The sequence below is a fragment of the Isoptericola sediminis genome (genome assembly GCF_013085345.1).
Taxonomy (GTDB): Bacteria; Actinomycetota; Actinomycetes; order Actinomycetales; family Cellulomonadaceae; genus Isoptericola; species Isoptericola sediminis.
Map to the genome: position 1 here is coordinate 276,071 of NZ_JABFAJ010000024.1, position 25,586 is coordinate 301,656.

A 25,586-nucleotide genomic window follows, 5' to 3' on the forward strand; every position below is an offset into this window, starting at 1 on the left:
CGGGGCGGCCCCGGCTCCGGCGTGGCGCTCGCCGCGGCCCGCCGCCGCTCGGTCGGCAGTGCTGATCGGACCTGTTCGTTTAGCGGGAGCGTCGGCACTGCAGCGTGCGCCACTCACGGATGGCGTGAGAATCACGCCATCCGTGAGGGGCGTGCGTTGGCCCGTCACCGTTCCTGCGGCACGCACACCCCCGAAAACAAGGACAGTCGCGCGCCGCTGGGCGCCGGATCCGTCCGCAGCCGGCCGTAGGCGGCGACGTCGACGCGCCGTCCGTCCACGAGGAACTTCTCGCGCTCGGTGCCCTCGCGGACGAACCCTGCGGCTCGCGCCACCGCGCCCGACGCGGGGTTGTTGACCCGGTGGCCGAGCTCCAGGCGCTCCAGCTCGCCGTCGGACAATGCCCAGTCGGCCACCGTCGCGGCTGCCCGCTGTGCCAGTCCGCGCCCCCGGTGGTCGGCGTGCATCCAGTACCAGAACCACCCGCTGCGGTTCACAGCGTCGACGGTGACGGTCACGAGGCCGACGCACGTCCCGGCGTCGTCCACGGCGAACGCACGGTGCGGACCGGCGAGATCGATCAGCCGGTCCACGTACCGCCTGGCCTCGGTGGGAGTCGACACGTCGCCCTGGCGGGCCATGTCGGGAGCGGAGCGGAACGCCGCCAGCACCGCTTCCGCGTCGTCGGCGGCGAGGGGGCGGAGCACGGGGTCGGGGGTCATGGCGGCAGGATCGCACCCCGGCCGGGCGCTACGCTGCCGCGCATGACCGATGCCGTTCATACCGACCGCCCGGTGCTGCGCTCGGGCCTCGCCCGCGTCGCGGCCGGTGTCTTCTCCGCACTGGTCCTCGTCCACCTCGTGGCACAGCTCCTCGGTGCCGGGTCGTTGGCGGAGCCCACGCAGTGGCTGCTCATGCCGGCGCTCGCGGCCGTGCTCTGGTGCGCGACGACGGCACCCCGGTCCCGCCTCGTGCGGCTGGTCCTCGTCGCGCTCGGCTTCTCCTGGGTCGGTGACACCCTGCCCGACCTGTTCACCGGCGACGCCGCGTTCCTCGCCATGGTCGGCGGGTTCCTCGTCGCACAGGTGGTGTATGTGACCGCCTTCTGGCCCGACCGCCGCGACTCGGTGCTGCACCGTCGCCGCGGGGTGCTGCTCGTCTACGCGGCGCTCGCGGTCGTGCTCGTCGCGCTGTGCCTGCCCGGGGCTCCCGGCGTGCTGGCGGTCGCCATCGTCGTCTACGCGGTCTGCCTGGTCTCCATGGCGGTCCTCGCCACCGGCGTGCACCGACTGGCCGGGATCGGCGGAGCGGTCTTCCTCGCCTCCGACGCGATGATCGCCCTCGGGGCGTTCACCGACTGGTTCGCGCCGCCCGCCGCCGACTTCTGGGTGATGCTCACCTACGTCGTCGGACAGGCGCTGCTCGTCGCGGGCGTCGTGGCGCGGCAGGAGATCTCAGGTCGTGCCGCCTGAGCCGCGGGGGCGGGTCACCGACGGTCTCTGGCGATGAGGACGCCGGCCACGACGCCCGGGAGAGCGACGACGGCGCCGATCCCGACCGAGACCCAGGCCGTGGGAGCCGCGGCGCCACCGAGGTACACGGACGTCGCGATGGCGACGTAGAGCACCCCTGTGCCCGTGATGCCGACGAGCGTCGTGCGCCGGGCGTGCCGGGGCCAGGTTAGAGTCCGCCGTTGCCGGTGGGCTGTCGCTGCGACGATCGCGCCGAGTATGGCTGCCTGCAGGGCGACGTTGACGAGCCCGCGCCACGGCAGCGAGCTGTTCCAGAGACTGAGCACGGCTCCGGCGCAGGCGCCCAGCGCGAGAGCCTGAAGAATCACGGCACGGCCGTGGATGTGACGGTCCTGGGCGTCGGCCGGCGCCGGGCGCTGGGACGACGTCGGCAGGGAGGCCACTTCCGCCGGGGAAGGTCGCTGCTCGGTCATCGGTCGCTCCTCACCATCAACGCAAAATAGGCAATTCAGGCCCAGCCGGGCAAGCGGGTCAGCGCAGGCGCCGCCCCAGCCAGGTCTCCGGCTCGTCGAGGCGGTCGAACCCCGCACGGCGGTACAGCTCGTGGCCCTCGGGCGAGGCCTTGAGCAGCACCCGCTTGAGGCCGAGCGCCTCCAGGTCGGCCATCAGCCCGTCTATGATCCGGGTGCCGAGCCCCTGGCGTCGGTGCGCCGGGTCGACGATGACGTCGGCCACCCAGGCGAACGTGACGCCGTCGGTCACGGCCCGGGCGTAGGCGACCTGCGCGCCGTCGTCCGCGTACATGCCGTAGTTGCGGCTGCTGGCGACGGCGGCCTCCTGCGCTGCGCGGGTGCGCCCGCGGGCCCAGAACGCCTGCGTGGACAGGATCGCGTGGATCCAGTCGACGTCGAGACGGCTCGGGTCGGCGGAGAACTCGTAGGCGGTCACACGGACGAGTCCACCATCACCGCCGGGCAGGACGCCCGGCCGTCTCACTCTCGGCTGCGGAACAGGGCCGCGTTGAGGAAGTCGGCGCCGAACGCCTCGGGGTGGTCGTCGCGGACGGGCCGGGCCTCGAGGAGGTCGAAGTGGTCGCCGAAGATCCCTTCGAGATCCTCCAGGGTGAAGGACGTCCCGCCCACGGTGTCCCCGGTGACCACCATGGTCTTGTCGTCGACGCTGGGTTGGCGCTCCTGGGAGAAGGCCACGATGCCGTAGAACCCGCCCGGTGCCACCAGCGGCAGGACGCGCTCGAGATAGGTGATGCGGCGGTGCGGCGCCAGGTGGTGGAAGCAGCCCGAGTCGTACACGAGGTCGAACGGTCCTGCCGGCAGCTCCTCGCGCAGCACGTCGACCGACATCAGCGTGACCCCGGGTGGCATCTGCGGGCGGGCGGTGTCGAGCAGCTCGGAGGCGAGGTCGATACCGACCACCTCCGCACCCTGGGCGGCGAACCAGGCGGCGTTGCGCCCCGCCCCGCAGCCGACGTCGAGCACCCGCGCGCCCCGCAGGCCGTCGAGCAGTCCGCGCGCCGACCAGTCGACCAACGGTTCGTCGGGAAGGGTCGTGTTCAACGGGTGGTCCGGCCCGGTGAGCATCCGGTGCCAGAAGTCCTCGGCCTCGCGGCACGTGCGGTCCCCGCGTTGATGGGCGGCGACGACGCCGTCCAGCAGGTCAAGCAGCTCGTCCACCGTGCTCAGGCGCATGGCCAGAGCATGCCAGAGATCCGGGTCCAGACGGGTGGCAGAGGCAACATTCACCCGCGACGGAGTGCAAGTCGCCGTCGGCGAGTGAGCGGACCCGTCTGCGCCTAGCCTCACGGCATGGACGCAGGCGGGCAGGCCGCCCGGAGCGCGTCGTCGGGCACGGCTCGGCGCGCGCCGACGGGGCGTGTGCTCGCGACGCTGATCCTCGTGGCGGCCGTGGCCAACCTCAACCTGTCGGTCGCCAACGTCGCGCTGCCGGACATCGGTGACGCCCTCGACGCCTCCCAGGTCCAGCTCAACCTCGTCGCCGTCGGCTACTCGCTGGGCCTGTCCGCCTCGGTGCTCTACCTCGGGGCGGTCGGCGACCGGTACGGGCGCAAGCTCCTGCTGCTGATCGGCACCGGGCTGACGGTCCCGTTCAGCCTGCTCGCCGCCTGGGCGCCGTCGGTGGAGGTGCTGTTCGTCGCGCGGCTGGGCGGGGGACTGTGCGCGGGCATGGCGTTCCCCACGACGCTCGCCCTCATCTCCGCGCTGTGGTCCGGCCCCGGTCGGACCCGCGCCATCGCCCTGTGGTCCGGCATCGGTGCCGCCTTCGCCGCCCTCGGACCGCTGGCCGCCGGCTGGTCGCTCACCCAGTTCTGGTGGGGGTCGGTGTTCCTGCTCACCGTGCCGCTGGCCGCGATCGCCTTCGTCATGGCGATCGTGCTCGTGCCGTCCCACGTCAACGAGAGCGTCGAACCCGTCGACCACCTCGGCGGGGTGCTGTCCGTGCTGCTCGTCGGGTCGCTGGTCATGGGCATCAACCTGCTCGCGGTCCCGGGCCGGGCCGGACTGCTCGCCGTGCTGGGCGGGACCGTCGTCGGCGCCGGCACCTGGTTCGTGCTGCGCCAGCTGCGGGCCGAGAACCCGCTGTACGACCTGCGCGTGGCCGCCCGCCCGACGTTCTGGGTCGCGGCCGTCGCCGGGCTCATCATCTTCGGCTCGCTCATGGGCGCCATGTACATCGGCCAGCTCTTCATGCAGAACGTGCTCGGCTACTCGAGCGTCGCGGCCGGCGCGGCGATCCTGCCCGGCGCCGTCGGCATGGTGCTCGTCGCGCCCCGCTCGGCCGCGCTCGTGGAGCGGCACGGCTCGCGGGCGACGATGCTGTCCGGCTACGTGTTCGTGCTGCTCGGGTTCCTCGTGATGCTGCTGCTGTGGCGCGAGGGCATCGGATACTGGGCGGTCGGCCTGGCCTACCTGCTGGTCGGCGTCGGCGTCGGGCTGTCCGGGACCCCGGCGTCGAACTCCCTGACCGGCTCGGTGCCGGTGCAGCGCGTCGGCATGGCCTCCGGCACGGCCGACCTGCAGCGCGACCTCGGGGGAGCGATCATGCAGTCCGCGTTCGGCGCACTGCTGGCCGCCGGGTACGCGAGCTCCATGGCCACGGCGATCAGCGGTGACAGCGACCTGTCGGACCTCACGGCGAGCACGCAGGCGACGCTGGAGAAGTCCTTCGCCGGGGCCGAGTCCATCGCGTCGCAGTACCCCCAGTACAGCGACGAGATCGTCGCCGCGGCCCGCGAGTCGTTCCTCGCGGGTGACCAGTGGGCCTACCTGGCGGGGATCGTCGCCGTGCTGCTCGGCTCGCTGCTGGTGCTGCTGGCCTTCCCGCGGCGGGACCGCGAACGCGAGCTGCGCGCGCGGTACCAGCCGCCGTCCGAGACCTGACGGGGCCTCAGCCGATGGCGGCGGCCGGGCCGGCCAGCGGCACCCCGGAGCCGTCACGGCGGGGGTTGTCCTCCGGCAGGTCGACCGGCTGGCCGCCCGTGCCGACGGCCCGTGCCGGACCCTCCCCGACCCAGGCCAGGACGATCTCGTCCTCGCCCTTGAGGAACCGGTGGGCGCGCACGCCGCCGGTCCCGCGGCCCTTGCCCGGGTACAGCTCGTAGGGGGTGACCTTCACCGAGCCGCCGCCCGTGCCCGGCAGGGCACCGGCCGTGCCGGCCACCGTCACCACCGTGTGCAGGTCGCGCGTGGCCGCGCGGGCCACGCCGAAGAACACCACGTGCTGGCCCCCGCCGAGGCGGATGCCGGCCATGCCGGCGGCGGCACGGCCCTGCGGGCGGACCAGGGAGGCCTCGAAGTGCAGCAGGCTGGCGTCCGAGGCGAGGAAGACCACCTCGTCGTCGTCCGCGGCCGGTGCCGCCCCGACGACGGCGTCGCCGTCCTTGAGGCCGATGACGTCCCACACGTCGCCGTTGCGCGGCGCGTCACCCGGCAGCACCCGCTTGACCACGCCGTGGCGGGTGCCGAGAGCCAGGGGAGCGGCGTCCTCGTCCAGCGACACGACGGCCAGCGCCTGCTCGCCGGCCTCCAGCGACACCATCTCGCTGACCGGCACCCCGCCGGACAGCGACGGCGGGCCGTCGACGCTCGGCAGGGCCGGCAGCTCCAGGGCGGACAGCTTGTACAGGCGCCCGGCCGAGGTGACCAGACCGATCTCGGAGCGCGCCGTCGTGGCGACGTCGGAGCGCAGCGCGTCGTGCGCGTGCCGGCGTCCGGCACGTTCCACCGGCGCGTCGGCGTTCTCGCCGGACGTGCGCGCCAGCAGCCCGGTGGCCGAGAGCAGCACCCGGGTGGGGGTGTCCTTGATCTCCAGGTCCAGGGCGGGGGCCTTCTTGCCGCGGGTCGGCGCCGCGGTGGCGGACTGGGCCGTCCCGCCGGCCGAGTCGAGCAGCACCGTGCGGCGCGGGGTGCCGTAGGTGGCCGCGACCTCGGCCATCTCGTCCGAGACGACGCCGTGCAGGCGCGCCTCGTCGGCGAGGATCGCCTCCAGCTCGGCGATCTCCTGCTCGAGCTGGGACTTCTCCGACTCCAGCTCCATGCGGGAGAACTTCGTCAGGCGGCGCAGCTGCAGGTCGAGGATGTAGGAGGCCTGTGGCTCGGACAGGTCGAACACCGACTGCAGGCGCTCGCGCGCGGTCGCGGCGTCGTCCGAGGAGCGGATCACCTGGATGACCTCGTCGATGTCCAGGATCGCCACGAGCAGACCCTCGACGAGGTGCAGGCGGTCCCGGCGCTTGCCCAGGCGGTACTGCGACCGGCGACGCACCACGTCGATGCGGTGGTCGACCCAGACCTGCAGCAGGTCCAGCAGCCCCAGCGGGCGCGGCTGGCCGTCGACGAGCGCGACGTTGTTGATGCCGAAGGAGTCCTCCAGCGGGGTGGTGCGGTAGAGCTGCTCGAGCACGGCCTCCGGGTCGAACCCGGTCTTGACCTCGATGACGACGCGCATGCCGTGCGCCCGGTCGGTGAGGTCCTGGACGTTCGTCACGCCCTGGATCTTCTTGTTCCGCACGCCGTCGGCGATCTTCTCGATCACCTTCTCCGGGCCGACCGTGTACGGCAGCTCGGTGACCACGATGCCCTGGCGGCGCGCGGTGACCTTCTCGATCCGCGCCGTGGCGCGGGTGCGGAAGGAGCCGCGGCCGGTGCGGTAGGCGTCGCGCACGCCGTCCAGCCCGATGATCTTGCCGCCGCTGGGCAGGTCCGGCCCGGGGACGAACCGCATGACGTCGTCCAGCGTCGCCTCGGGGTTCGCCAGCAGGTGCTGGGCGGCCGCGACGACCTCGGTGAGGTTGTGCGGCGGCATGTTCGTGGCCATGCCGACCGCGATGCCGGACGCGCCGTTGACCAGCAGGTTCGGGATGGCCGAGGGCAGCACCTCGGGTTGGGTGAGCTTGTTGTCGTAGTTCGGGACGAAGTCGACGACGTCCTCGTCCAGCCCGGCCGTCATCGCCATCGACGGCGCGGCCAGGCGTGCCTCGGTGTACCGGGCGGCGGCCGGGCCGTCGTCGAGGGAGCCGAAGTTGCCGTGGCCGTCCACCAGCGGCAGGCGCATCGAGAAGTCCTGGGCCAGGCGCACCAGCGCGTCGTAGATGGCGCCGTCGCCGTGCGGGTGCAGCTTGCCCATCACCTCGCCGACCACGCGCGAGGACTTCACGTGCGCGCGGTCGGGCCGCAGGCCCATGTCGGCCATCATGTACAGGATCCGGCGGTGCACCGGCTTGAGGCCGTCACGGGCGTCCGGCAGGGCGCGCGAGTAGATGACGGAGTACGCGTACTCGAGGAACGACGTCTCCATCTCCGCGGCGACGTCGATGTCGACGATCGTCTCGTCGTACGGCTCGTCGGCGACGGGTGCGGCCTTCTTGCGCGCCATGCGGTGCGGCTCCCTGGTGTTCCTCGGTGCGGACTGCGGGCCCGACGGCGGCACGGCGGCCGCGTACGGGCGTTCGAAGGAAGCGTAGCGTCAGCGCGGGGTGGAACCGCGCAGGCGGGCCGGTCCAGAGGCCTGGCGAGCTCGACCGGCCTGGCGAGGACGCGGTGGTCGGCGATGTTCAGGCTCAGGCTGAGCGGCGCAGGCCGGCGCGGTGCGCCGCATAGCGCCGCCGCCCCACCGCGCGCCACATGAGCCGGACCGGCGCCGGCAGGTGCGCTCGCAGCCATGCATCGGGATCGGGCTGCGCCGCCACGATGCCTCCCAGCTGGGTCCACATGTACCCGCGCGGAGTCGCGCGCCTGCCGTGCTCGCTGAACCAGTCGACCTCCTCCTGGGTGAGGGTGGTCTCCATCACCGGCACGATCTCCCGCTCCTCGTCCGGCAGGTGCTCCGCGAGTGCGGCGTTGACGCCGTCGAGAGCGCTCAGCACGGCGTCGGCGGTGGCCGGAGCAGGATTCGCCTTCCAGGCCGGCAGCGCGACGTCGAGCTCGGCGAGGTGCCCGAGCATCCGGGCGTGCTGGACCTTCATCCGCTCGACGTGCACGGCGCACCCGGGGGCGCGGGACGCGAGAGCGTCCCACAGGCGCTCGTCCTCGCCCTCATGGTGGGCGTGCAGGGCCGTCGACAGCAGCCACAGATGCTCGGCCACGGCCGTCGCGTGGGAGACGTCTCCGGGCTCGACCCCGCGCACCAGATCTGGTGCCTCACCGAAGCCGGCGCGAAAGAAGCGGTGGATCTGGGCCATGCCGCTCGCGTCGCAGGTGATGGCGGGCTCAGGGGATCCGGGTGGTGAGGGCTGGATCGAGGACATGGCAACGCCTCTCGCTGCGTGATCTCACGTCTACATTCGCGGGGTGGTCTCGCCGTGTCAAGACGCTGGGCGATGTCGGCCAGCAGCGCCGCGAGCTCTCGGCGGCCTGTGCCCGTCGGCGTGCCGCAGGGCCACCTGGAGCTCCTGACCCGCGCCGCCGAGATCCTCGCCGGGCTGTTCTGACGGCGGCGTCGTCAGGATGTGCTGGGCGTCGACCACCTGCCGGTGACGTCCGGATACTCGGCCTGGACGACGTCGGCGACCACGGCGCCCAGCTCGACCAGGCACTGGTCGGCCTCGTCGCGGGGGAGCAGCCCCATCTCGACCGCCGTCTCCAGCCGCTGCGCGGTCGCCGCGACGAGGCCGGCCTCCAGCGTCGCGAGCGGGACGCCCCGGGCCGCCGCCACCGAGGCCAGCGTCGCCCCGTCGGCCGACAGGGCCGTTCGCAGCGCCGCCGGGGCGATGCCGATCACGGCGGCGGCCGTGGGCAGGTCGAGCAGGCGTTCGTCGTCCTCCTCGCCCTCGTCGGCCCGCTCGACGTCGGCCGCGATGGCGTCGCGCTCGGCGGCGGTGATCGCACCGTCGTCGACGAGCGTCTGCAGCAGCTCGACGACGGTGCCGGTGTGCTGGACCTCGTGCTGCGGCAGAGCGGTGTCCGCGGCGACCGCGGGGGCCGCGCCGAGCGCCGCGAGCCCCAGGGCCCCGGCCGCCGCCGTCCGGCGCAGGAACCGACGCTTCATGATGCTCCTCCCCGCCCGGAGCCTCCGGACGTCTCCAGCATCGTGGCCGGACCTGCCGTGTCCCTGGGGCCCACCTGGCAGTTCGCTGACGAGGTGAGCCGGGGCAGACCGGGGCAGACTGGGCGTCGGGGGCTCGTCGGGAGACGTGGACGCGGAGGTGATCGGGATGACGGACTACGCGCGGATGTACCGGTTCGGTGTCCGGCCCTGGGAGCGGTACCCGAAGGTCGCCGCCGCCGACGTCGCAGCGGTGCTCGACGGCGCGGCCGAGGGGCGGGGGCGCCCGCTGGGCCGGGCCCTCGACCTGGGCTGCGGCCGCGGGATCTACACCCGCGAGCTCGCCCGGCGCGGCTGGGAGGCCGTGGGCGTCGACGCGGTGCCGCAGGCGGTCGAGGAGGCGCGCGACCGCGACCCGGCCGCCACCGCCACCTACGTCGTCGGCGACGTCACGCGGCTGCGCGGGCTCGGCGTCGGCCCGGTCGACCTCTTCCTGGACGTCGGCTGCTTCCAGGGGCTGGACGCGGCGGACCGGGAGGCGATGGGGCGCGAGGTCACCGCCGTGGCCCGGCCGGGCTCGACGCTGCTGATGATGGCGTTCGGCGTCACCCGGTGGCGGTCCCTCATCGGGGGCGTGTCGCGGCAGGACGTCGCGGAGGCGTTCCCGGCGTGGGACGTGCGGTCGGTCTCCGAGGTCGACCTGAAGGGCCTGCACTGGCCGATGAACCGGTCCTCCCCGCGCTGGTACCGCCTCGACCACACCGGCCGGGCCCCGGGGTGATCGTCGTCGTCAGCGGATAGCCTGCAGGGGATGGACGCTCCGAGGACCGCCTACCCCGTCGAGTGGGAGGCCGACGTGGTGCTGCGCGACGGCACCACGATGCACCTGCGCCCCATCTGCCCCGAGGACGCGGACGCGCTGCAGCGGTTCCACACCGGGCAGTCCGAGCGGTCCACGTACATGCGGTTCTTCGCACCCATGCCGCGGCTCACCGACCGCGAGCTGCGGCGCCTCGTCGACGTCGACCACCGGGACCGCGTCGCGCTGGTCGCCGTCCGGCCGGGCCAGGACGAGGAGGGCACCGCCCGCGAGGACATCCTCGGGGTCGCGCGCTTCGACGTCATCGCCGACGGCGAGGCGGAGGTCGCCTTCAACATCGCCGACTCGCTCCAGGGCAAGGGGCTGGCCTCGGTGCTGCTCGAGCACGTGGCCGGCGCCGCCCGCGAACGCGGCGTGCGGCGCTTCACCGCCGAGGTGCTGCCGCAGAACGGCTCGATGCTCGGCGTGTTCCGCGACGCCGGCTACGAGATCAGTCAGCACCTCGACGACGGCTTCGTCACCGTCGGCATCGACCTCGACCCCACCGAGAGGTCCCGGGCGGTGATGGCCGACCGCGAGCACCGCACCGAGGCGCGCTCCATGGCCGGTCTGCTCTCGGCCCGCCGGGTGCTGCTCGTCGGCCCCGGGGACGACGACGGCACCCCCGAGGCGCTGCTCGCCCGCCGGGTGCTGGACGCCTACTCGTTCGACCCCGGCGACACCGAGCTCCTCGTGCTCGACCCGCCCGGTGCCGTGGCCGGCAACGTGCTCCGGCCCGCCGGCTGGGACGACGTCGACCGGATCGACCTCGCGGTGCTGGCCGTCCCGCCCGAGGACGCGCTCGCCGCCGTGCGCCGGCTCGCCGGCCGGGGAGCGCGCGGCGTCGTCGTGCTCTCCGGCGGGTACGCCGAGACCGGCCCCGACGGACTCGAACGGCGTCGTGAGCTGGTGCGGACCGCGCACGCCGCCGGGATGCGGCTCGTCGGGCCGGTGTCCTACGGGCTGCTGACGACCACGCCGGGGTCGGCGCTGCGCGCGAGCCTCGCCGAACGCCCGCCGCCCGCCGGCGTCGTCGGGCTGTTCTGCCAGTCCGCCGCCGCGGCCGTCACCCTCACCGCGACGCTGGAGCGCCGTGGGCTCGGGGTGTCCTCCCTCGTCTCGGCGGGCCACCGCGCCGACGTCTCCGGCAACGACCTCATGCAGTACTGGCAGGACGACGACGCCACCCAGGTGGTGTGCCTCTACCTGGAGTCCATCGGCAACCCGCGCAAGTTCTCCCGCATCGCGCGGCGGCTGTCCGCCGTCAAACCGATCGTGGTCGCCACCGCCGGCCGGTCCGGTCACGTCGTCCCGCCCGGGCACGCCGTCCGCGCCACCCGGGCCCCGCGGCGGCTGCTCGACGAGCTGCTGCGCCAGTCCGGCGTCATCCAGGCCGAGAACACCCACCAGCTCATGGACGTCGCCCAGGTGCTGGCCCACCAGCCGCTGCCCGAGGGCCGGCGGGTGGGCATCCTCGCGTCCTCGGCGGCGCTCGCGGCCCTGGTCGCCGAGGCCGCGGCGTCGGCGGGTCTGGAGGTCGCGACCTCCAGCGACTACCTGCCGCCGCACGCCCACGAGGAGGACATCGCCCGCACCGTCGAGGCGCTGTACGCCCCCGAGTCCTGCGACGTCGTCGTCGCCGTCGACGTGCCCGTCGTGCAGCCCCGGACCGGGGCGATCGCCCGGGCCGTGGCGCAGGCGGCGGCGCGGACGGGGCGCACGACCGTCGCCTCCATGCTCGGGCTGCACGGCATGCCCGACGAGCTCGCCGCCGTCGCGCCGGACGGCACGCTGGTCCGGATCCCGGCGTTCTCGACCCCCGAGGACGCCGTGGTCGCGCTCGGCAAGGTGGTCGACCACGCCGAGCAGCGCACGGTGACGCGCGGCCACGAGGTCGCCCCCGACGGCGTCGACTCCCGGCGGGCCCGGCAGCTCGTCGAGTCGTGGCTCGCGGACACCGAGGGGCGCGAGCTGGACGGCCACGAGGCCGCCGAGCTGCTGGCCTGCTACGGCATCCGGCTGTGGGAGGCACGCCCGGCCCGGGACGCCGACGAGGCGGTGGCCGCCGCCGAGGAGCTCGGCTGGCCGGTCGCGCTGAAGAGCACCTCGCCGGCGCTGCGGCACCGCAGCGACCTCGGGGGGGTGCGTCTCGACATCACCGACGCCACCGAGCTGCGCGACGACGTCGAGCGGCTCCGGTCGGTCGCCTCGGCCCTGGTGGGCGACGAGTCCCCGGTGTTCGAGGTGCAGGCGATGGCGCCGCCCGGCGTGGCCTGCGTGGTGCGCTCCGCCGAGGACCCGCTGTTCGGCCCCATGGTCTCGTTCGGCCTCGCCGGGGACGCCGTGGACCTGCTCGACGACGTGGCCCACGGCATCCCGCCGCTGACCGACGTCGACATCTCCGCGATGGTCAGCACCGTGCGCGCCGCGCCGCGGCTGTACGGCTACGGCGGCGCCCCGCCCGCCGACGTCGACGCGCTCGAGGACGTGCTCGCCCGCGTGTCCGTCATGGCCGACGACCTGCCCGAGCTCGCCGCGCTGGAGATGTACCCCGTCGTCGTCGCCGAGCAGGGGGCCGCGGTGCTGCACGCCGCGGTGCGCCTCCGGCCGGCCGGCCGGCGCGCGGACGCGCTGCGGCGCGCGCTGCCGGGCTGAGGCGCCGGTCGCGGGGCTCGCGCGCGGGCGAACAGTGGGACAATGCGACCGTGCCTTCTGCGACCACACGCAAGAACCTTCGTGACGAGCTCGGTGCCCACGTCTACCGTGCCGGGTACTACCCCGACCTGGTGACCGACGTCCTCGACGTCGCGCTCGCGGACGAGCCGGTCCTGGCGCACCTCGTCCAGGCCGAGACGACGTTCGACAGCCAGGTGCGGCGCCACCTCACCGTGCTGGTGCTCACGCCCACGCGGCTCGTCGCCGCGCACGTGGACGACCACGAGGGCGACGCCGCGAACCCGTCCTCGGCCGCCGCCACCACCGAGGCGGTCCCGCTGCCGGAGATCCGGTCCGTGGCCCTGACCCACATCGTCGCCGAGCCCGCGGACCACCGTCCCGGCGACGCGGCCGCCGAGCTGAACCTCGCCGTCGGCTGGGGTGCCGTCGCCCGCATCGACCTCGAGCCGGCCCAGTGCGGCGACCCGAGCTGCGAGGCGGACCACGGCCTCACCGGCCAGCTCACCCCCGACGACGTCGTGGTGCGCGTCAGCTCGGCCGCCGAGGGCGGCGACGCCGTCCGCCGGGCGGTGCACTTCGCGCGCGAGCTGTCCGCCGCCACCGGCGTCAGCGGGCGCTCGTCGCGATGACGGCACACCTCGACGCCCTGCCCGCCGGTCTGGTCACGCCGTCCTACGGCACCGGCTCGCTGGCCGCCGTGCTGCCCGCCGCGGCCGGCGCGCTGGGCCTGGACCTCACCACCGCCACCGGTCTGCACTCCCTCGACGCGGCCGCCGCGCTCGGCCTGCCCGACGTCCGTCGCGTGGTCGTGGTGCTCGTCGACGGCCTCGGCCTGCACAACCTCGCCGAACGCGGCGGTCACGCACCGTTCCTGCGCGGCCTGCTGCCGCAGGCGCGGTCGCTGACCACCTGCTTCCCGTCGACGACGGCGTCCGCCCTGGCCACGCTCGGCACGGGCACGTCCCCGGGGCTGACCGGGCTGCTGGGCTACACCCAGCGCAACCCGGACACCGGCGGGCTGGCCACGATGGTGTCGTGGACCGAGCAGTCCGACCCCTACCGGCCCGGCACCAAGACCTCGGCCCCGCTGGCGGTCGACCCCGCCGCGCTGCAGCGTGAGCCGACCGTCCTGGAGCAGGCCGGTGCCGCGGTGAGCGTCGTGGCGCCGGGGCCGCGGAAGTTCTCCGACTCGGGGATGACCCGCGCGGCCCTGCGCGGACCGCGGTACGTGGTGGCCGAACGGTTCGCCGACCGCGTCGACGCGACGCTGACGGCCCTGCGCGACGACGGGCTGGTGTACCTGTACCACGGCGACGTCGACAAGGTCGGGCACCAGCACGGTCCCGACTCGTGGCAGTGGGGTGACGCCCTGGAGGACGCCGACGCCGAGCTCCGTCGGCTCGTACGGTCCGCCCCGCGCGGCACCCTCGTGCTGGTCACGGCCGACCACGGCCAGGTGACCTCCGACCTGTCCACGCAGCACGACGTCGCCACCCGGCCCGCGCTCGCCGCCGACGTGGTCCTGCTCGGCGGCGAACCCCGCATGACGCACGTGTACACCGCACCCGGCGCCGACGTCGCCGCGGTCGCCGACCGGTGGGCCGACGAGCTCGGCGAGGACGCGGTCGTCGTCACCGGCGAGGCCGCGATCGCGGCGGGGTGGTTCGGACCCGTCGCCGACCACGTGCGGCCCGTCGTCGGCGACGTCCTGGTCGCCGCGCGCGGGCGGGCGACCGTCGTCGACTCCCGGTTGCACCCCTCCGCCGCCCGGCAGATGCCCGGCGTGCACGGCTCCCTCACCGAGACCGAGATGACCGTCCCGCTGATCGCCGCCGGCGGGTGAGGTCGGGCCGGGACTTCCCGCTCCTGCTCTGGGCGACCGCGTTCGCCTTCGCGGGATTCGCCCCGCTGCTCTCGGTCGTGCCCCTGTGGACCGCCGACGGCGGCGCCGGGTCGGGAGGCGTCGGGGCGACCACCGGTGTGCTCATGGGAGCGACCGTCGCCACCCAGCTCGCCATGCCGCGCCTCCTGCGGGTGCTGTCGTTGCGCCGGGCCTCGATGCTGGGCGCGCTGCTGCTCGGGGCGCCGACCTTCGCCTACCTGGTCTCCTCGGCCGTGGGGTGGGTCCTGCTCGTCTCCGCGGTGCGGGGCGTCGGGTTCGGGCTCCTGGTCGTGGCGGGCAGCGCGCTCGTCGCCGAGCTGGTGCCGCCCGAGCGGCGCGGGCGCGGGTTGGGCGCCTACGGCGTCGCGATCGGCGCTCCGCAGGCCCTGCTGCTCCCCGTCGGGGTGTGGGCGGCCGAGCACCTCGGCTTCGCCGTCGTGTTCGTCACCGCCGGCGGCGCCGGTGTGCTCGGCGCGGTGGTCATGGCCGGCGTGCGCGAGCGGGACCGCCGGGGCGACCCGTCCGCAGTCGGCCCCCTCGAGGAGGACCCCGCCGCGGTGGTCGGCGGCCCGGTGCGCTACCGGACGCTGGCCGGCTCCGGGGTGCTCCTGCTGGTGGCCGCCTGCGCGTTCGGCGGGACGACGTCCTTCGTCCCGCTGGCCTTCCCCGCCGCGACGGCCTCACTGGTGCTGCTCGCCGTCAGCGTCGCGATGACGGCGGGCCGGTGGTGGGCCGGGGTGCGGGCCGACTCCGAGGGCGTGGGCGGCCTGCTCCCGTTCGGGATCGGCGCCTGTGCCCTCGGCACGCTGGGCATCGCGGGCGCGGCCGGGCTGCTGGAGGGGACGTCCGCCCTGGTGCTGGCGAGCGCCGGCGGGCTGCTGTACGGGCTGGGGTTCGGAGCGCTGCAGAACGACACGCTCGTGCTGATGTTCCGGGAGGCGGGCCCCGCCGGCACCGGCACGGCGAGCGCCGCCTGGAACATCGCGTACGACGGCGGCACGGGCGCCGGGTCTCTCGGGGTCGGGTTCGTCGCCCAGGGTGTCGGTGTCAGCGGTGCGCTCGGCCTCTCGGCGGTGCCGCTGCTGGTGCTGCTGCCCCACGCGGTGCGTCGGTCCCGGGGCGCTCGCGGCCTGCTGGGTCGGCGGCGGGGCCCGCGGCGCGACGTCTGACAAGATCGTCCCCATGGCCGAGCTCGTCTTCTTCTCCGGGACCATGGACAGCGGCAAGTCGACGCTGGCCCTGCAGACCGACTACAACCACCGGGCGCGGGGTCGCCACGGGCTGATCTTCACCCGCAACGACCGCGCCGGCACCGCACGGATCTCCTCCCGGCTCGGGCTCGAGGTCCGGGCCCGCGAGGTCGACGACGACACCGACTTCTGGGAGGAGATCTCCGCCGAGCGCCAGCGCGGGCACCTGGTGGACTACCTCGTGTGCGACGAGGCGCAGTTCTACTCGCCGGAGCAGGTGGAACAGCTCGCGCGACTCGTCGACGAGACCGAGATCGACGTGTTCTGCTTCGGGATCACCGCCGACTTCCGTTCCCGGCTCTTCCCGGGGTCGACCCGCCTGGTCGAGCTCGCGGACCGGCTGGAGGCCCTGCAGGTGCAGACGCTGTGCTGGTGCGGGGCGCGGGCGACCCACAACGCCCGCACGGTCGGGGGAGTGATGGTCGTCGAGGGCGACCAGGTCGTCGTCGGCGACGTCAGCTCGGCCGACGAGGTCGCCTACGAGGTGCTCTGCCGGCGCCACCACATGCGGCGGATGACGGCCGGGGTCGCGCGGCGGCTCGCCCCGGCGGACGGGCTGCTCGACGTGCCCTGACCTCAGGACGAGGGCCGTGCGCCACCGAACACGATCTCGTCCCAGCTCGGCATCGGGGCGCGACCCTTGCGGGCACCGCGTCGGGGGCGTGGCGACGGGTCGTCCGTGCCGGTCCCCGTCGCCGCCACGGTGTCGTCCGCCGGCGACCCGGTGTCGTCCGCCGATGACCTGGTGTCCTGTGCCGGCGACCCGGCGTCGTCCGGCGACGACGAACGGTCCGTGGTCGCCGGTGCCGGCACGGCCGGCCGGGGCACGGGCGCCGGGACCGGTGCCGACACCGGCGTCGACATCGGCGGGGGAACGGGCACCGGGGCGTGCTCGGCACCGTGGTCACCGTCCTCGTGGTCCGTGCCGCGGTCGTGGGACGCGTCCTCGGCCCCGGCGTCGGGCGCGGACCCGTCGGGCCCGTCGGGCTCCGCCGCAGGGTCCGGTCGTCCGGACCGCTCCGGGTCCTCGGCGGCGTCCGGCGCCGAGGAGGTGTTCTCGGCGCGCGAGGAGCGGTGCGCGTCCCGGCGTGCGCCGAGGTCGACGATGCTCGCGCCGTCGTCGGTCCTGGCTGGCGGTCCGCCGTCGAGGCCGAGCGGCAGCTCCTGGTCACCCGGGCGCGGAGCCGGCCGGGTGCGGTGGGGCCGTTGTCCCCGTCGGCCCGCCAGGTCGTCGAGCAGCAGCTCCGTCGCCTCCGAAGCGGGGTCGGGCGGGGGCGTGGGACGCCGCCGCGGCTCGGTCGGGACGCCGAGGATCTCGGGGGAGACGGGGTCGTCGGGCTGGCCCAGCCACCGGGCCTCGTCGTCCATGGCCGTCACCGCCCGGCTGCGCGGGTCGAACGTCCACGCGGCGCACCGGTCGCGCCCCCCGGCCACGAAGCGCACCTCGACGTGCCAGGGGGCCGTCCCCGTGCGCCGGGCGCTCCAGACCGCCTCGGCCGCGTCGACGTCGCGGGCGGCGAGCCGGGCGTCGGCGAGCTCGCCCAGGGTGGCGTCACCCTCGGGGTCGGTCCGGTGGTTGCGCACCTGGCCGATGACGTGGTCGCGCTCGGCGGCCACGGGCCACTCGTAGCGGCGCACGTGCTCCGACGGCAGCCCCGACTCCGCGGCGAGCTCCTCGACCGTGGCACCGGCCCGCAGGCGTGCCTGCAGCTCGCGGGGACGCAGCGGGGTCTGCGACTGGGCCTGGAGCGCCTCGGTCCGCGGGCGGTCGCGCCGGACGGCGGCGCGCAGCGCCTCGGAGATCGCGAGCGTGTGCTCCGCGCCGTCCGGACCGCGCAGGACCAGGCGCTCGGCGTCCTCGTGCAGCGTCACGAGCTCGAGCTCTGCCATGGTTCCTCCTTCACCGCCCGCCCGCCTGACGGGCCTGCTCCGTCGAGCGTGCCACCGTCGCCGCCGTCCGGGGGGCAGGTTCCGTCGGTGTGCCGCGGATCGGGCAGGATGGAGGGGTGACCACCACACCCTCCCTCCCGTCCGCGTCCGAGACCAGCGACCTGCGCACCCTCGCCCGCTCCCTCGCGATGGAGGCGGGTGCGCTCGTCCGGGGCAGTCGGCCCGACGAGGTCGAGGTGGCCGCGACGAAGTCCAGCGCCGTCGACCCCGTCACGGCCATGGACCGTGCCGTGGAGGACCTGCTGCGGCGACGCCTCGCCGCGCGCCGGCCGGACGACGCGATCCTCGGCGAGGAGGGGGACGACGTCACCGGGACGAGCGGGCTGACCTGGGTGATCGACCCGATCGACGGCACGGTCAACTACCTCTACGGCGTCGCCTCCTACGCGGTCTCGGTGGCGATCGTGGCCGGTGACCCCGACCCCGCCCGGTGGACACCCCTCGCCGGTGCCGTGCACTCCGTGGTCGACGGCGTGACCTGGACCGCTGCGCGGGAGCAGGGCGCCGACCGCGACGGCCTCCCCGTGCAGGTGCGCCGGGCGGACTCGCTCGCCACCAGCCTGGTCGGCACCGGGTTCGGGTACGAGGCCGAGCGGCGTGCCGAGCAGGCCCGCGTGCTGAGACACGTGCTGCCGCGTGTGCGGGACATCCGGCGCCTCGGGTCGGCGGCCATCGACCTCTGCCTGCTCGCCGACGGACGCCTCGACCTCTACTACGAGCGGGGACTGAACCCGTGGGACATGGCCGCCGGCGGTCTCGTCGCCGTCGAGGCGGGTGCGGTGCTCAGCGGTCTGGACGGCGCGCCGGCGACGCGGCGCATGACGGTCGCCGGGTCGCCCGACCGGCAGGCGGAGCTGGTCGCGCTCCTCGAGGAAGCGGGTGCCTGAAGCACCTTGCGTTCGCGCAGGGTGAACCGTACTGTTCGCGCAGGCCAGGGGGCATGTGACCGGCGCGACACCGCAAGTTGTCGCGAGCCCGGCTCGGATGGTGCACAATCCGTGGGCCGAACGGGAACAAAACCTGATCGGCAAGCATTATCAGCGCGTACCGACACCCACTCCACGGAGCGTGACAGCACAGATGGCAACCGACTACGACGCACCCCGCAAGAACGAGGACGACGCGGAGCAGGACTCGATCCAGGAGCTCCAGACCCGCCGCTCCGACAAGTCTTCGGGTGTCGTCGACGAGGACGAGACGGAGGCTGCGGAAGGCTTCGAGCTTCCGGGCGCCGACCTGTCCGGAGAAGAGCTCGCGGTGCGCGTGCTGCCCCGCCAGGCGGACGAGTTCACGTGCTCGAGCTGCTTCCTCGTCCATCACCGCAGCCAGCTGGCCTACGAGAAGAAGGGCCAGATGATCTGCACGGAGTGCGCGGCCTGACACCCCGCACACCCCGTGGACGGGCGTGACCCGACACCCGAGACCCAGGCCGTCATGTCCTCGACATGACGGCCTTCGTCGTGTCGGGGGACGTGGCGGACAGGCTCAGGCGCCCGCACCCGACTGCACCAGGGCGTCGGCGAGCTCGTCCGGGCGCCGCGTGGAGACCAGCCAGTAGGGGGTCGGGTCCAGCGGGTCGCGCAGCACCACCTTCAGGCCGGTGCGCGCCCAGCTGCGCAGGCAGACGTAGGCGCGGGCGTCGAGCTCCGGCCCGAGCGCGGTGCGCATCTCCTCGGCGCTGAAGATCGGCGTCACCCCGCCGAGCAGCTCCACCGGCACGCGGGCGGGGCCGGCGCGCAGCTCGCCGTCCGCCACCTCGACGACGGGGGCGGTCGCGACGAGCGTCACCACGACGACAGCGGCGACGAGCACCCCGGCCCCGGGGGCGACGAGGGGTGCGAGCGGCAGCAGGGTGACGGCCACGATGACGCCGAGGCCGATCGAGGCGACCCAGGCGCCGGGGCCGGGCAGGAGACGTTCCCGGAACAGCGGGGCAGGAGCGGGCTCCGCCGGGTTCCCCGAGCGGCTGGGCGCGTCGTTCATGGCCTCATCATCGCAGGTCTGCGCGGTCCGATAGGCTGCGCGGGTGCCCCATGACGCCAGCCCGCCGCTGACCGACCCGAGCACGCTCGACGTGCTCGTGACGCTGCTGGACGATGCCGCGGTCGCCCCGACCTACGCCCACCCCGGTGACGCGGGTGCCGACCTGGTCACGACCGTCGACGTCGACCTCGCGCCCGGCGCGCGCGCCGTCGTGCCGACCGGGCTGGCGATCGCGCTGCCCGAGGGCTACGCCGCGTTCGTCCACCCGCGCTCCGGGCTCGCTGCCAAGCACGGCGTCACCGTGGTCAACGCCCCCGGGACGGTCGACGCCGGCTATCGCGGGGAGATCAAGGTCGTCCTGGCCAACACCGACGCCACGGAGACCGTCCGGCTGCGCCGCGGCGACCGGGTCGCTCAGCTCGTCGTGCAGCGGGTCGAGCACGCCCGGTTCCTCGTGGCCGACCGCCTGCCGGGGTCGCAGCGCGACACCGGCGGGTTCGGGTCGAGCGGAGGGTTCGCGCAGGGCTGACCTGCACTGTTCCCGACCGCTCTCGCCAGCGGTCTACCCTGGGCACGAGGCACGGCGCAGCGCCGTGGCGACCGACGAGACAAGGAGCTCCCTGGTGGGTCTGTTCCGGCGCAAGGCGTCGACGAAGGACACGGAGTCCGCCGCGGCGGACGCGACCTCGACCTCCCCGACCCCGGACGACGCCCCGGCGGCGACCGGGTCCGACCAGGGCGAGGAGAGCGCCCGGCCGACCGGTCGCGGTCCCTTCGACTCCTCGCAGGTCTCGTCCCTGGGTGCGCGGGTCGACCTCGGCGCCATCTGGCTGCCCGTCCTGCCCGGGCTGCAGCTGCGCATGGAGGTCGACAAGAAGTCGCAGAAGGTCACCGGGGTGGCCGCGTCCCTCAAGGGGTCCATCCTGCAGGTCCAGGCGTTCGCCGCACCCAAGACGATGGGGATCTGGGACGAGGTGCGCGAGGAGATCGCCGCCTCGCTGACCAAGCAGGGCGGCACCGTCGACGACGTGCCGGGCACCTTCGGCCGCGAGCTCATCGCGCGCATCCCGGCCCAGACCTCCGAGGGCAAGACGGGCGTCCGCCCGGCCCGGTTCATCGGTGTCGACGGGCCGCGGTGGTTCCTGCGCGGCGTGCTGTCCGGGCGGGCCGCCGTCGACGCCGACGCCGCCAAGCCGCTGGAGTCGGTGTTCGCGAACGTCGTCGTCGTCCGTGACGGCAGCCCGCGCCCCCCGCGCGACCTGCTGACCCTCACCCTGCCCGAGCAGAAGCGCGGCGCGGGCGCGGAGTCCGACGGCCCGGCCGGGGCGACCCCCCAGGAGCCGAGCTTCGACCCGCTGCAGCGCGGCCCCGAGATCACCGAGACCCGCTGACATGTCGTTGCGCAGCATGGTCAGGTCCGCCCTGGCCTCCACCGACAGCGTCGCCGCGGACGAGGAGCGCAGCGCCGCGGCCATGGTCGCCGGGTGCACGGCCCTGGCGGAGGTGGCCCCGCGGCACCGGTACTCCGTCGCCGGCGTCCTGCGCTCCGTGGTCCTGCACCCGCGCCAGGACGTCCCGACCGTCGAGGCCGAGCTCTACGACGGCTCCGGCACCCTCGACCTCGTCTGGCTCGGCCGCCGTCAGATCGCCGGCATCCAGCCGGGCCGGCGGCTGCGCGTGGAAGGCATGGTGACGACCCGCGACGGGCGACGCGCCATGTTCAACCCGCGCTACGAGCTGCGCGCACGGGCGGGCGAGTGAGCGGGCGGCAGGGCGGCGAGCGGCCGCCCGAGCACGAGACCGGTCCCGCGGACTCCGTCGCGCGCCGCGGCGTGCGCGCCGTGACCGGGGACTCGTTCTCCCTCGGTGAGGCGATCGGCGGCGTGCGCGGTGTCGTCGAGGCGGTGCTGCCCGGGCTGGTGTTCGTCGTCGTGTACGTCCTGACCCTGGACCTGACCTGGGCCCTGGTGGGTTCGGGCGTCGCGGCGCTGGTCACCGTCGGGGCGCGTCTCGTGCAGCGCACCCCGGTCACGCAGGCGGTCGGCGGCGTGCTCGGCATCGCCGTCGGCGTCATCTGGGCCTGGACCTCGGGCGAGGCCGAGGACTTCTACGTCTGGGGCCTGTGGACGAACGCCGCCTACCTGGTGGCCTTCGTCGTGTCCATCCTCGTGCGCTGGCCGCTGGTCGGTCTGTTCGTCGAGGCGATCCGTTCCGGGTTCGCCGAGCAGGCGTCCGCGCAGCGCCCGGCCGCCGGGTCCCGTGAGGACGAGGCCGAGCAGCCCAGCCCGTGGGCCCCGCTGGTCGCCTGGCGCGCGGACGCGGACCTCGTGCGGCGGTACACGATCGCCAGCTGGTTCTGGGTCGGGCTGTTCGCCGTCCGGCTCGCGGTGAAGGTGCCGCTCTACCTCGACGGCGACGTCGGCTGGCTGGGCACGATGCACCTGGCGCTCGGTCTGCCGCTGTGGGGCCTCGTGCTGTGGCTGACCTGGGTCGTGGTGCGCGGCGCGCACCGGGACGCCGCCGAGGCCGGCACCCCCGAGCGCGCCTGACCGAGCCCGTCGGGCTCCACCCTGCGCTGCACCTCCGGCTCAGCCGAGCTCGGGGCCGTCGACGACGAGCTGCTGCAGCACCGACGGGTCGGCCTCCTGCCCGGTGACGAACATCAGCTCGTCGCCGGCCTCCAGGGCGTCGTCGTCGGTGGGGTTGAACGGCTGGGTCCCGCGCACCACGCAGGCGAGCACGGTGTCCGCGGGCCAGCGGACGTCGTGCACCCGCAGCCCGACCAACGGCGACTCCTCGGGCAGGGTGACCTCGAAGATGTCGGCACCCGACTGGTGGAAGGTGAAGATCCGCACCAGGTCGCCGACGGAGACGGCCTCCTCGACCATCGCCGTCATGATCCGGGGCGTCGACACGGCGACGTCCACGCCCCACGAGTCGTCGAACATCCACTCGTTGCGCGGGTTGTTCACCCGGGCCACGGTGCGCGGCACGGCGAACTCGGTCTTGGCCAGCAGGGAGAAGACGAGGTTGACCTTGTCGTCGCCGGTCGCGCCGACGACGACGTCCGCCGAGGAGACGTCGGCACCGGTCAGGGAGTCCGTCTCGCAGGCGTCGGCCAGCAGCCAGTCGGCGTCCGGCACCTGCGCCACGCGCATGGCGGACGGGTTCTTGTCGATCAGGACGACCTCGTGGTCGTTGGCCAGCAGCTCGGAGGCGATGGACCGGCCGACCGACCCGGCCCCGGCGATGACGACGCGCATCAGTCCTCCTCCTCCGGGCCCGGGGCATGGGTGAGCAGCCGTTCGACCCGCGCCGCGTCGTCGGCGTGCATGAGCACGTGCAGGACGTCGTTCTCCTGCAGCAGGGTGTCCGGCCCGGCGATGCGGGCCTCGGCGTACCGGGTGATGAAGGCGACCCGCGCCCCGGTGGTGGCCTCGATCCGGCGGACGGAGAGCCCGAGCCAGCCCGGGTGGTGGTCGACCTGCGCCAGGCGGACCGCGCCGGAGGGGTCGCGGTACTCGTCCGTGGCGCCCAGGGGGAGCATCCGGCGCAGGACCTGGTCCGCGGTCCAGCGCACGGTGGCCACGGTGGGGATGCCGAGCCGCTGGTAGATCTCCGCGCGGTGCGGGTCGTAGATGCGGGCCACGACGTGCTCGACGCCGTAGGTCTCCCGGGCGACCCGGGCCGCCAGCACGTTCGAGTTGTCGCCGTCGGACACCGCCGCGAACCCGTACGTGTCCTCGATGCCGGCCTGGGTCAGGGTCTCGCGGTCGAAGCCGACGCCCGTGACCTTGTGCCCGGAGAAGTCCGCGGGGAGGCGGCGGAACGCGTCCGGGTTCTGGTCGATGACCGCCACCGAGTGGCCGTTCGACTCGATCGTCTGCGCGAGCGTGGAACCCACGCGGCCGCAGCCCATGATCACGAAGTGCACACGCCAGACGCTATACCCAGGTCAGGACGGCTGCCGACCCGGCCAGCGGGCGGTGCTGGGCATAGCATGTGTCATCGTGTCGGACATCGCGGACGCCGCCAAGCGGTTGCTCCTAGGACGCCCCTTGCGCAGCGAGAGCACGAAGCAGGCTCTGCTGCCCAAGCGGGTCGCGCTGCCCGTGTTCGCCTCGGACGCGCTGTCGTCGATGGCGTACGCGCCGGACGAGATCCTGCTGATGCTGGCGCTGGCGGGCCTGGCCGCCACCGCGGTCTCGCCGTGGGTCGGGCTCGTCGTCGTCGTCGTGCTGCTGGTGGTCGTCGCCTCCTACCGCCAGATCGTGCGGGCCTACCCCTCCGGCGGCGGCGACTACGAGGTCGCGACCACCAACCTCGGGCCGACGGCGGGCATCGGCGTCGCCTCGGCCCTGCTGCTCGACTACGTCCTGACGGTGGCGGTGTCGCTGTCCGCCGCGGCGCAGTACCTCACCGTGCTCGTCCCGGCCGCACGCGACGTCGAGGCGTGGGTGGCCGTCGGCCTGCTCGCGGCGCTGACGGTCGTCAACCTGCGCGGGGTCCGGGAGTCCTCCTGGGTGTTCGTCGTCGTCATCTACTGCTTCATGGCAGCGGTCGGGATCCTGGCCGTCGTGGGTGCCGTCCGCCACCTCACCGGCGGGTTGCCGCAGGCGGAGAGCGCCGGGTTCGACCTCGTGCCCGGCGCCGGGTTCGAGCAGGGACTGGTCGGCATCGCCGGCGCCTTCCTCGTGGCGCGGGCCTTCGCCTCCGGCGCGGTCGCGCTGACCGGGGTGGAGTCGATCACCAGCGGTGTCCCGGCGTTCCAGCGCCCCAAGCGGCGCAACGCGGCCGCCACCCTGGCGCTGCTCGGCGGCATCTCGGCCGTGATGCTCATGACCATCCTGTTCCTGGCGCAGGCCACCGGCGTGAAGTTCGTCGAGGACCCGACCACCCAGCTCACCCGCGGGGGCGAGCCGGTGGGGGAGGGCTACGAGCAGCACCCCGTGCTGGCCCAGCTCGCCGAGACGATCTTCGGCGGCGCGGGGATCGTGGCCATGGTCGTCGTCGGTGTCACCGCCCTGGTGCTGCTGCTCGCGGCGAACACGGCCTTCTCCGGGTTCCCGGTCCTCGGCTCGATCCTGGCCAAGGACGGCTACCTGCCCCGCCAGCTCCACACGCGCGGTGACCGCATGGCGTTCTCCAACGGCATCGTCACCCTGGCGATCGCGGCCGGGGTGCTGATCCTCGCCTTCGACGCCGAGGTCACGGCGCTCATCCAGCTCTACATCGTGGGTGTGTTCGTCTCGTTCACGCTGTCCCAGCTCGGGATGCTGCGGCACTGGACCCGGGCCCTGCGCAAGGAGCCCAGCCCGCGCGAGCGGACCCGCATGAAGTGGTCGCGCACCGTCAACGGCGTCGGTTTCGTGCTGACCGCGGCGGTCCTCGTCATCGTGCTGGTGACGAAGTTCACCCACGGCGCCTGGATCACGCTGGTCGCGATGGGTCTGCTGTTCGTCCTCATGCGGGGCATCCACCAGCACTACTCGCGGGTGCGCGACGAGCTGGCGCTGGACGACATCTCCGGTGCCCGCGCCCTGCCCAGCCGGGTGCACGCCGTCGTGCTCGTCTCGCGCGTGCACAAGCCGACCATGCGGGCCCTGGCGTACGCGCGCGCCTCCCGGCCGTCCGTGCTGGAGGCCGTCACCGTCGGGGTCGACCCCGCGGAGATGGCCGACCTGCGGGAACGCTGGGAGGCGCTGCACCTCCCGGTGCCGCTGCGGGTCCTCGACTCGCCCTACCGGGAGATCACCCGGCCGGTGCTGCAGTACGTGCGCTCGGTCCGCCGCGAGTCCCCGCGCGACCTCGTGGTCGTCTACATCCCCGAGTACGTCGTCGGGCACTGGTGGGAGCAGCTGCTGCACAACCAGTCCGCCCTGCGACTCAAGGGCCGGCTGCTGTTCACCCCGGGCGTCGTGGTGGCCTCGGTGCCGTACCAGCTGTCGTCGTCGGAGGGGCAGACGGGACTCGAGTCCGAGCAGAGCGGGTGAGAATAG

The 25,586-nt window shown here is 74.2% G+C and carries 26 protein-coding genes; 15 read left to right on the forward strand and 11 right to left on the reverse strand.

Annotated elements, in window-relative coordinates; translation table 11 throughout:
• Positions 1–164 precede the first annotated feature (164 nt).
• Entirely contained in the window at positions 165–719 is a 555-nt protein-coding gene (locus HLI28_RS13715) for a GNAT family N-acetyltransferase (RefSeq protein ID WP_171248118.1), read from the reverse strand.
• A gap of 42 nt (positions 720–761) precedes the next feature.
• Between HLI28_RS13715 and HLI28_RS13720 the strand changes: the two genes are divergently transcribed.
• Positions 762–1,469 carry a lysoplasmalogenase family protein gene (locus HLI28_RS13720; protein WP_171248119.1) on the forward strand — a complete coding sequence of 236 codons (708 nt, stop codon included), beginning with the start codon at positions 762–764 and terminating at the stop codon, positions 1,467–1,469.
• Positions 1,470–1,483: 14 nt separating this feature from the next.
• On the opposite strand, the gene HLI28_RS13725 is transcribed toward HLI28_RS13720, so the two are convergent.
• From HLI28_RS13725 to HLI28_RS13735, 3 genes are read right to left on the reverse strand one after another with little or no spacing between them, the layout of a single operon-like run.
• Positions 1,484–1,942 carry a hypothetical protein gene (locus HLI28_RS13725; protein ID WP_171248120.1) on the reverse strand — a complete coding sequence of 153 codons (459 nt, stop codon included), beginning with the start codon at positions 1,940–1,942 and terminating at the stop codon, positions 1,484–1,486.
• A 58-nt stretch (positions 1,943–2,000) separates the two neighbouring features.
• Positions 2,001–2,417: a GNAT family N-acetyltransferase gene (locus tag HLI28_RS13730; RefSeq protein ID WP_171248121.1), complete on the reverse strand. Its 417-nt coding sequence runs from the start codon at positions 2,415–2,417 to the stop codon at positions 2,001–2,003.
• Positions 2,418–2,461: 44 nt separating this feature from the next.
• On the reverse strand, positions 2,462–3,175 hold the full coding sequence (locus HLI28_RS13735) for a class I SAM-dependent methyltransferase (protein ID WP_171248122.1): 714 nt from the start codon (positions 3,173–3,175) through the stop codon (positions 2,462–2,464).
• Between the two features lie 117 nt (positions 3,176–3,292).
• Here HLI28_RS13735 and HLI28_RS13740 point away from each other — a divergent pair, with 117 nt between their 5' ends.
• Entirely contained in the window at positions 3,293–4,885 is a 1,593-nt protein-coding gene (locus HLI28_RS13740; RefSeq protein ID WP_171248123.1) for an MFS transporter, read from the forward strand.
• Between the two features lie 7 nt (positions 4,886–4,892).
• Here the strand turns inward: HLI28_RS13740 and HLI28_RS13745 are convergent, their stop codons facing one another.
• The 3 genes from HLI28_RS13745 to HLI28_RS13755 all read right to left on the reverse strand — a co-directional run bounded on the left by HLI28_RS13745 (position 4,893) and on the right by HLI28_RS13755 (position 8,990).
• Positions 4,893–7,379 (reverse strand): DNA gyrase/topoisomerase IV subunit A, encoded by a 2,487-nt coding sequence (locus tag HLI28_RS13745; protein ID WP_171248124.1) that lies wholly within the window; start codon positions 7,377–7,379, stop codon positions 4,893–4,895.
• Positions 7,380–7,563: 184 nt separating this feature from the next.
• A complete protein-coding gene (locus HLI28_RS13750; RefSeq protein ID WP_246246735.1) occupies positions 7,564–8,184 on the reverse strand; it encodes a hemerythrin domain-containing protein in 621 nt (206 codons plus the stop codon).
• Positions 8,185–8,444: 260 nt separating this feature from the next.
• Positions 8,445–8,990: a hypothetical protein gene (locus HLI28_RS13755; protein WP_171248126.1), complete on the reverse strand. Its 546-nt coding sequence runs from the start codon at positions 8,988–8,990 to the stop codon at positions 8,445–8,447.
• Positions 8,991–9,156: 166 nt separating this feature from the next.
• Here HLI28_RS13755 and HLI28_RS13760 point away from each other — a divergent pair, with 166 nt between their 5' ends.
• The 6 genes from HLI28_RS13760 to HLI28_RS13785 are packed head-to-tail and all read left to right on the forward strand — an operon-like array spanning position 9,157 to position 16,228.
• Positions 9,157–9,768: a class I SAM-dependent methyltransferase gene (locus HLI28_RS13760; RefSeq protein WP_216077739.1), complete on the forward strand. Its 612-nt coding sequence runs from the start codon at positions 9,157–9,159 to the stop codon at positions 9,766–9,768.
• 30 nt (positions 9,769–9,798) lie between these two features.
• Positions 9,799–12,501: a GNAT family N-acetyltransferase gene (locus tag HLI28_RS13765; protein ID WP_171248127.1), complete on the forward strand. Its 2,703-nt coding sequence runs from the start codon at positions 9,799–9,801 to the stop codon at positions 12,499–12,501.
• Between the two features lie 50 nt (positions 12,502–12,551).
• Positions 12,552–13,151: a DUF5998 family protein gene (locus tag HLI28_RS13770; RefSeq protein WP_171248128.1), complete on the forward strand. Its 600-nt coding sequence runs from the start codon at positions 12,552–12,554 to the stop codon at positions 13,149–13,151.
• A complete protein-coding gene (locus HLI28_RS13775) occupies positions 13,148–14,365 on the forward strand; it encodes an alkaline phosphatase family protein (protein WP_171248129.1) in 1,218 nt (405 codons plus the stop codon). Before HLI28_RS13770 ends, HLI28_RS13775 begins: the two co-directional genes overlap by 4 nt.
• Positions 14,362–15,573, forward strand: a complete 1,212-nt coding sequence (locus HLI28_RS13780; protein ID WP_171248130.1) for an MFS transporter — start codon at positions 14,362–14,364, stop codon at positions 15,571–15,573. The genes HLI28_RS13775 and HLI28_RS13780 overlap by 4 nt, the downstream gene beginning before the upstream one ends.
• Positions 15,574–15,586: 13 nt before the next feature.
• Positions 15,587–16,228, forward strand: a complete 642-nt coding sequence (locus HLI28_RS13785) for a thymidine kinase (RefSeq protein WP_171248131.1) — start codon at positions 15,587–15,589, stop codon at positions 16,226–16,228.
• Positions 16,229–16,230: 2 nt separating this feature from the next.
• Here HLI28_RS13785 and sepH read toward each other — a convergent pair whose 3' ends face one another.
• A complete protein-coding gene (sepH, locus tag HLI28_RS13790) occupies positions 16,231–17,544 on the reverse strand; it encodes a septation protein SepH (RefSeq protein ID WP_171248132.1) in 1,314 nt (437 codons plus the stop codon).
• Positions 17,545–17,660: 116 nt separating this feature from the next.
• Between sepH and HLI28_RS13795 the strand changes: the two genes are divergently transcribed.
• Both HLI28_RS13795 and HLI28_RS13800 read left to right on the forward strand, forming a co-directional pair.
• Positions 17,661–18,491: an inositol monophosphatase family protein gene (locus tag HLI28_RS13795; protein ID WP_343035843.1), complete on the forward strand. Its 831-nt coding sequence runs from the start codon at positions 17,661–17,663 to the stop codon at positions 18,489–18,491.
• A 193-nt stretch (positions 18,492–18,684) separates the two neighbouring features.
• Positions 18,685–18,984 carry a DUF4193 domain-containing protein gene (locus HLI28_RS13800; protein WP_171248133.1) on the forward strand — a complete coding sequence of 100 codons (300 nt, stop codon included), beginning with the start codon at positions 18,685–18,687 and terminating at the stop codon, positions 18,982–18,984.
• Positions 18,985–19,089: 105 nt separating this feature from the next.
• On the opposite strand, the gene HLI28_RS13805 is transcribed toward HLI28_RS13800, so the two are convergent.
• Positions 19,090–19,587 carry a DUF3093 domain-containing protein gene (locus HLI28_RS13805; RefSeq protein ID WP_171248134.1) on the reverse strand — a complete coding sequence of 166 codons (498 nt, stop codon included), beginning with the start codon at positions 19,585–19,587 and terminating at the stop codon, positions 19,090–19,092.
• Positions 19,588–19,630: 43 nt separating this feature from the next.
• Between HLI28_RS13805 and dut the strand changes: the two genes are divergently transcribed.
• From dut to HLI28_RS13825, 4 genes are all read left to right on the forward strand, one after another.
• Positions 19,631–20,116, forward strand: coding sequence for a dUTP diphosphatase (dut, locus tag HLI28_RS13810; RefSeq protein ID WP_304604156.1), 486 nt, complete (start codon positions 19,631–19,633; stop codon positions 20,114–20,116).
• 94 nt (positions 20,117–20,210) lie between these two features.
• Positions 20,211–20,978, forward strand: coding sequence for a DUF3710 domain-containing protein (locus HLI28_RS13815; protein ID WP_171248135.1), 768 nt, complete (start codon positions 20,211–20,213; stop codon positions 20,976–20,978).
• A 1-nt stretch (position 20,979) separates the two neighbouring features.
• Positions 20,980–21,348: an OB-fold nucleic acid binding domain-containing protein gene (locus HLI28_RS13820; protein WP_171248136.1), complete on the forward strand. Its 369-nt coding sequence runs from the start codon at positions 20,980–20,982 to the stop codon at positions 21,346–21,348.
• Positions 21,345–22,136: a DUF3159 domain-containing protein gene (locus HLI28_RS13825; protein ID WP_343035844.1), complete on the forward strand. Its 792-nt coding sequence runs from the start codon at positions 21,345–21,347 to the stop codon at positions 22,134–22,136. The genes HLI28_RS13820 and HLI28_RS13825 overlap by 4 nt, the downstream gene beginning before the upstream one ends.
• 39 nt (positions 22,137–22,175) lie before the next feature.
• On the opposite strand, the gene HLI28_RS13830 is transcribed toward HLI28_RS13825, so the two are convergent.
• Both HLI28_RS13830 and HLI28_RS13835 read right to left on the reverse strand, forming a co-directional pair.
• Entirely contained in the window at positions 22,176–22,850 is a 675-nt protein-coding gene (locus tag HLI28_RS13830) for a potassium channel family protein (RefSeq protein WP_171248137.1), read from the reverse strand.
• Positions 22,850–23,506: a potassium channel family protein gene (locus HLI28_RS13835; protein WP_171248327.1), complete on the reverse strand. Its 657-nt coding sequence runs from the start codon at positions 23,504–23,506 to the stop codon at positions 22,850–22,852. Before HLI28_RS13835 ends, HLI28_RS13830 begins: the two co-directional genes overlap by 1 nt.
• Positions 23,507–23,597: 91 nt before the next feature.
• On the opposite strand from HLI28_RS13835, the gene HLI28_RS13840 reads away from it, so the two are divergent.
• The gene (locus tag HLI28_RS13840) at positions 23,598–25,580 is read left to right on the forward strand and encodes an amino acid permease (RefSeq protein WP_171248138.1); all 1,983 of its coding nucleotides are present in this window, start codon (positions 23,598–23,600) and stop codon (positions 25,578–25,580) included.
• Positions 25,581–25,586: the final 6 nt, after the last annotated feature.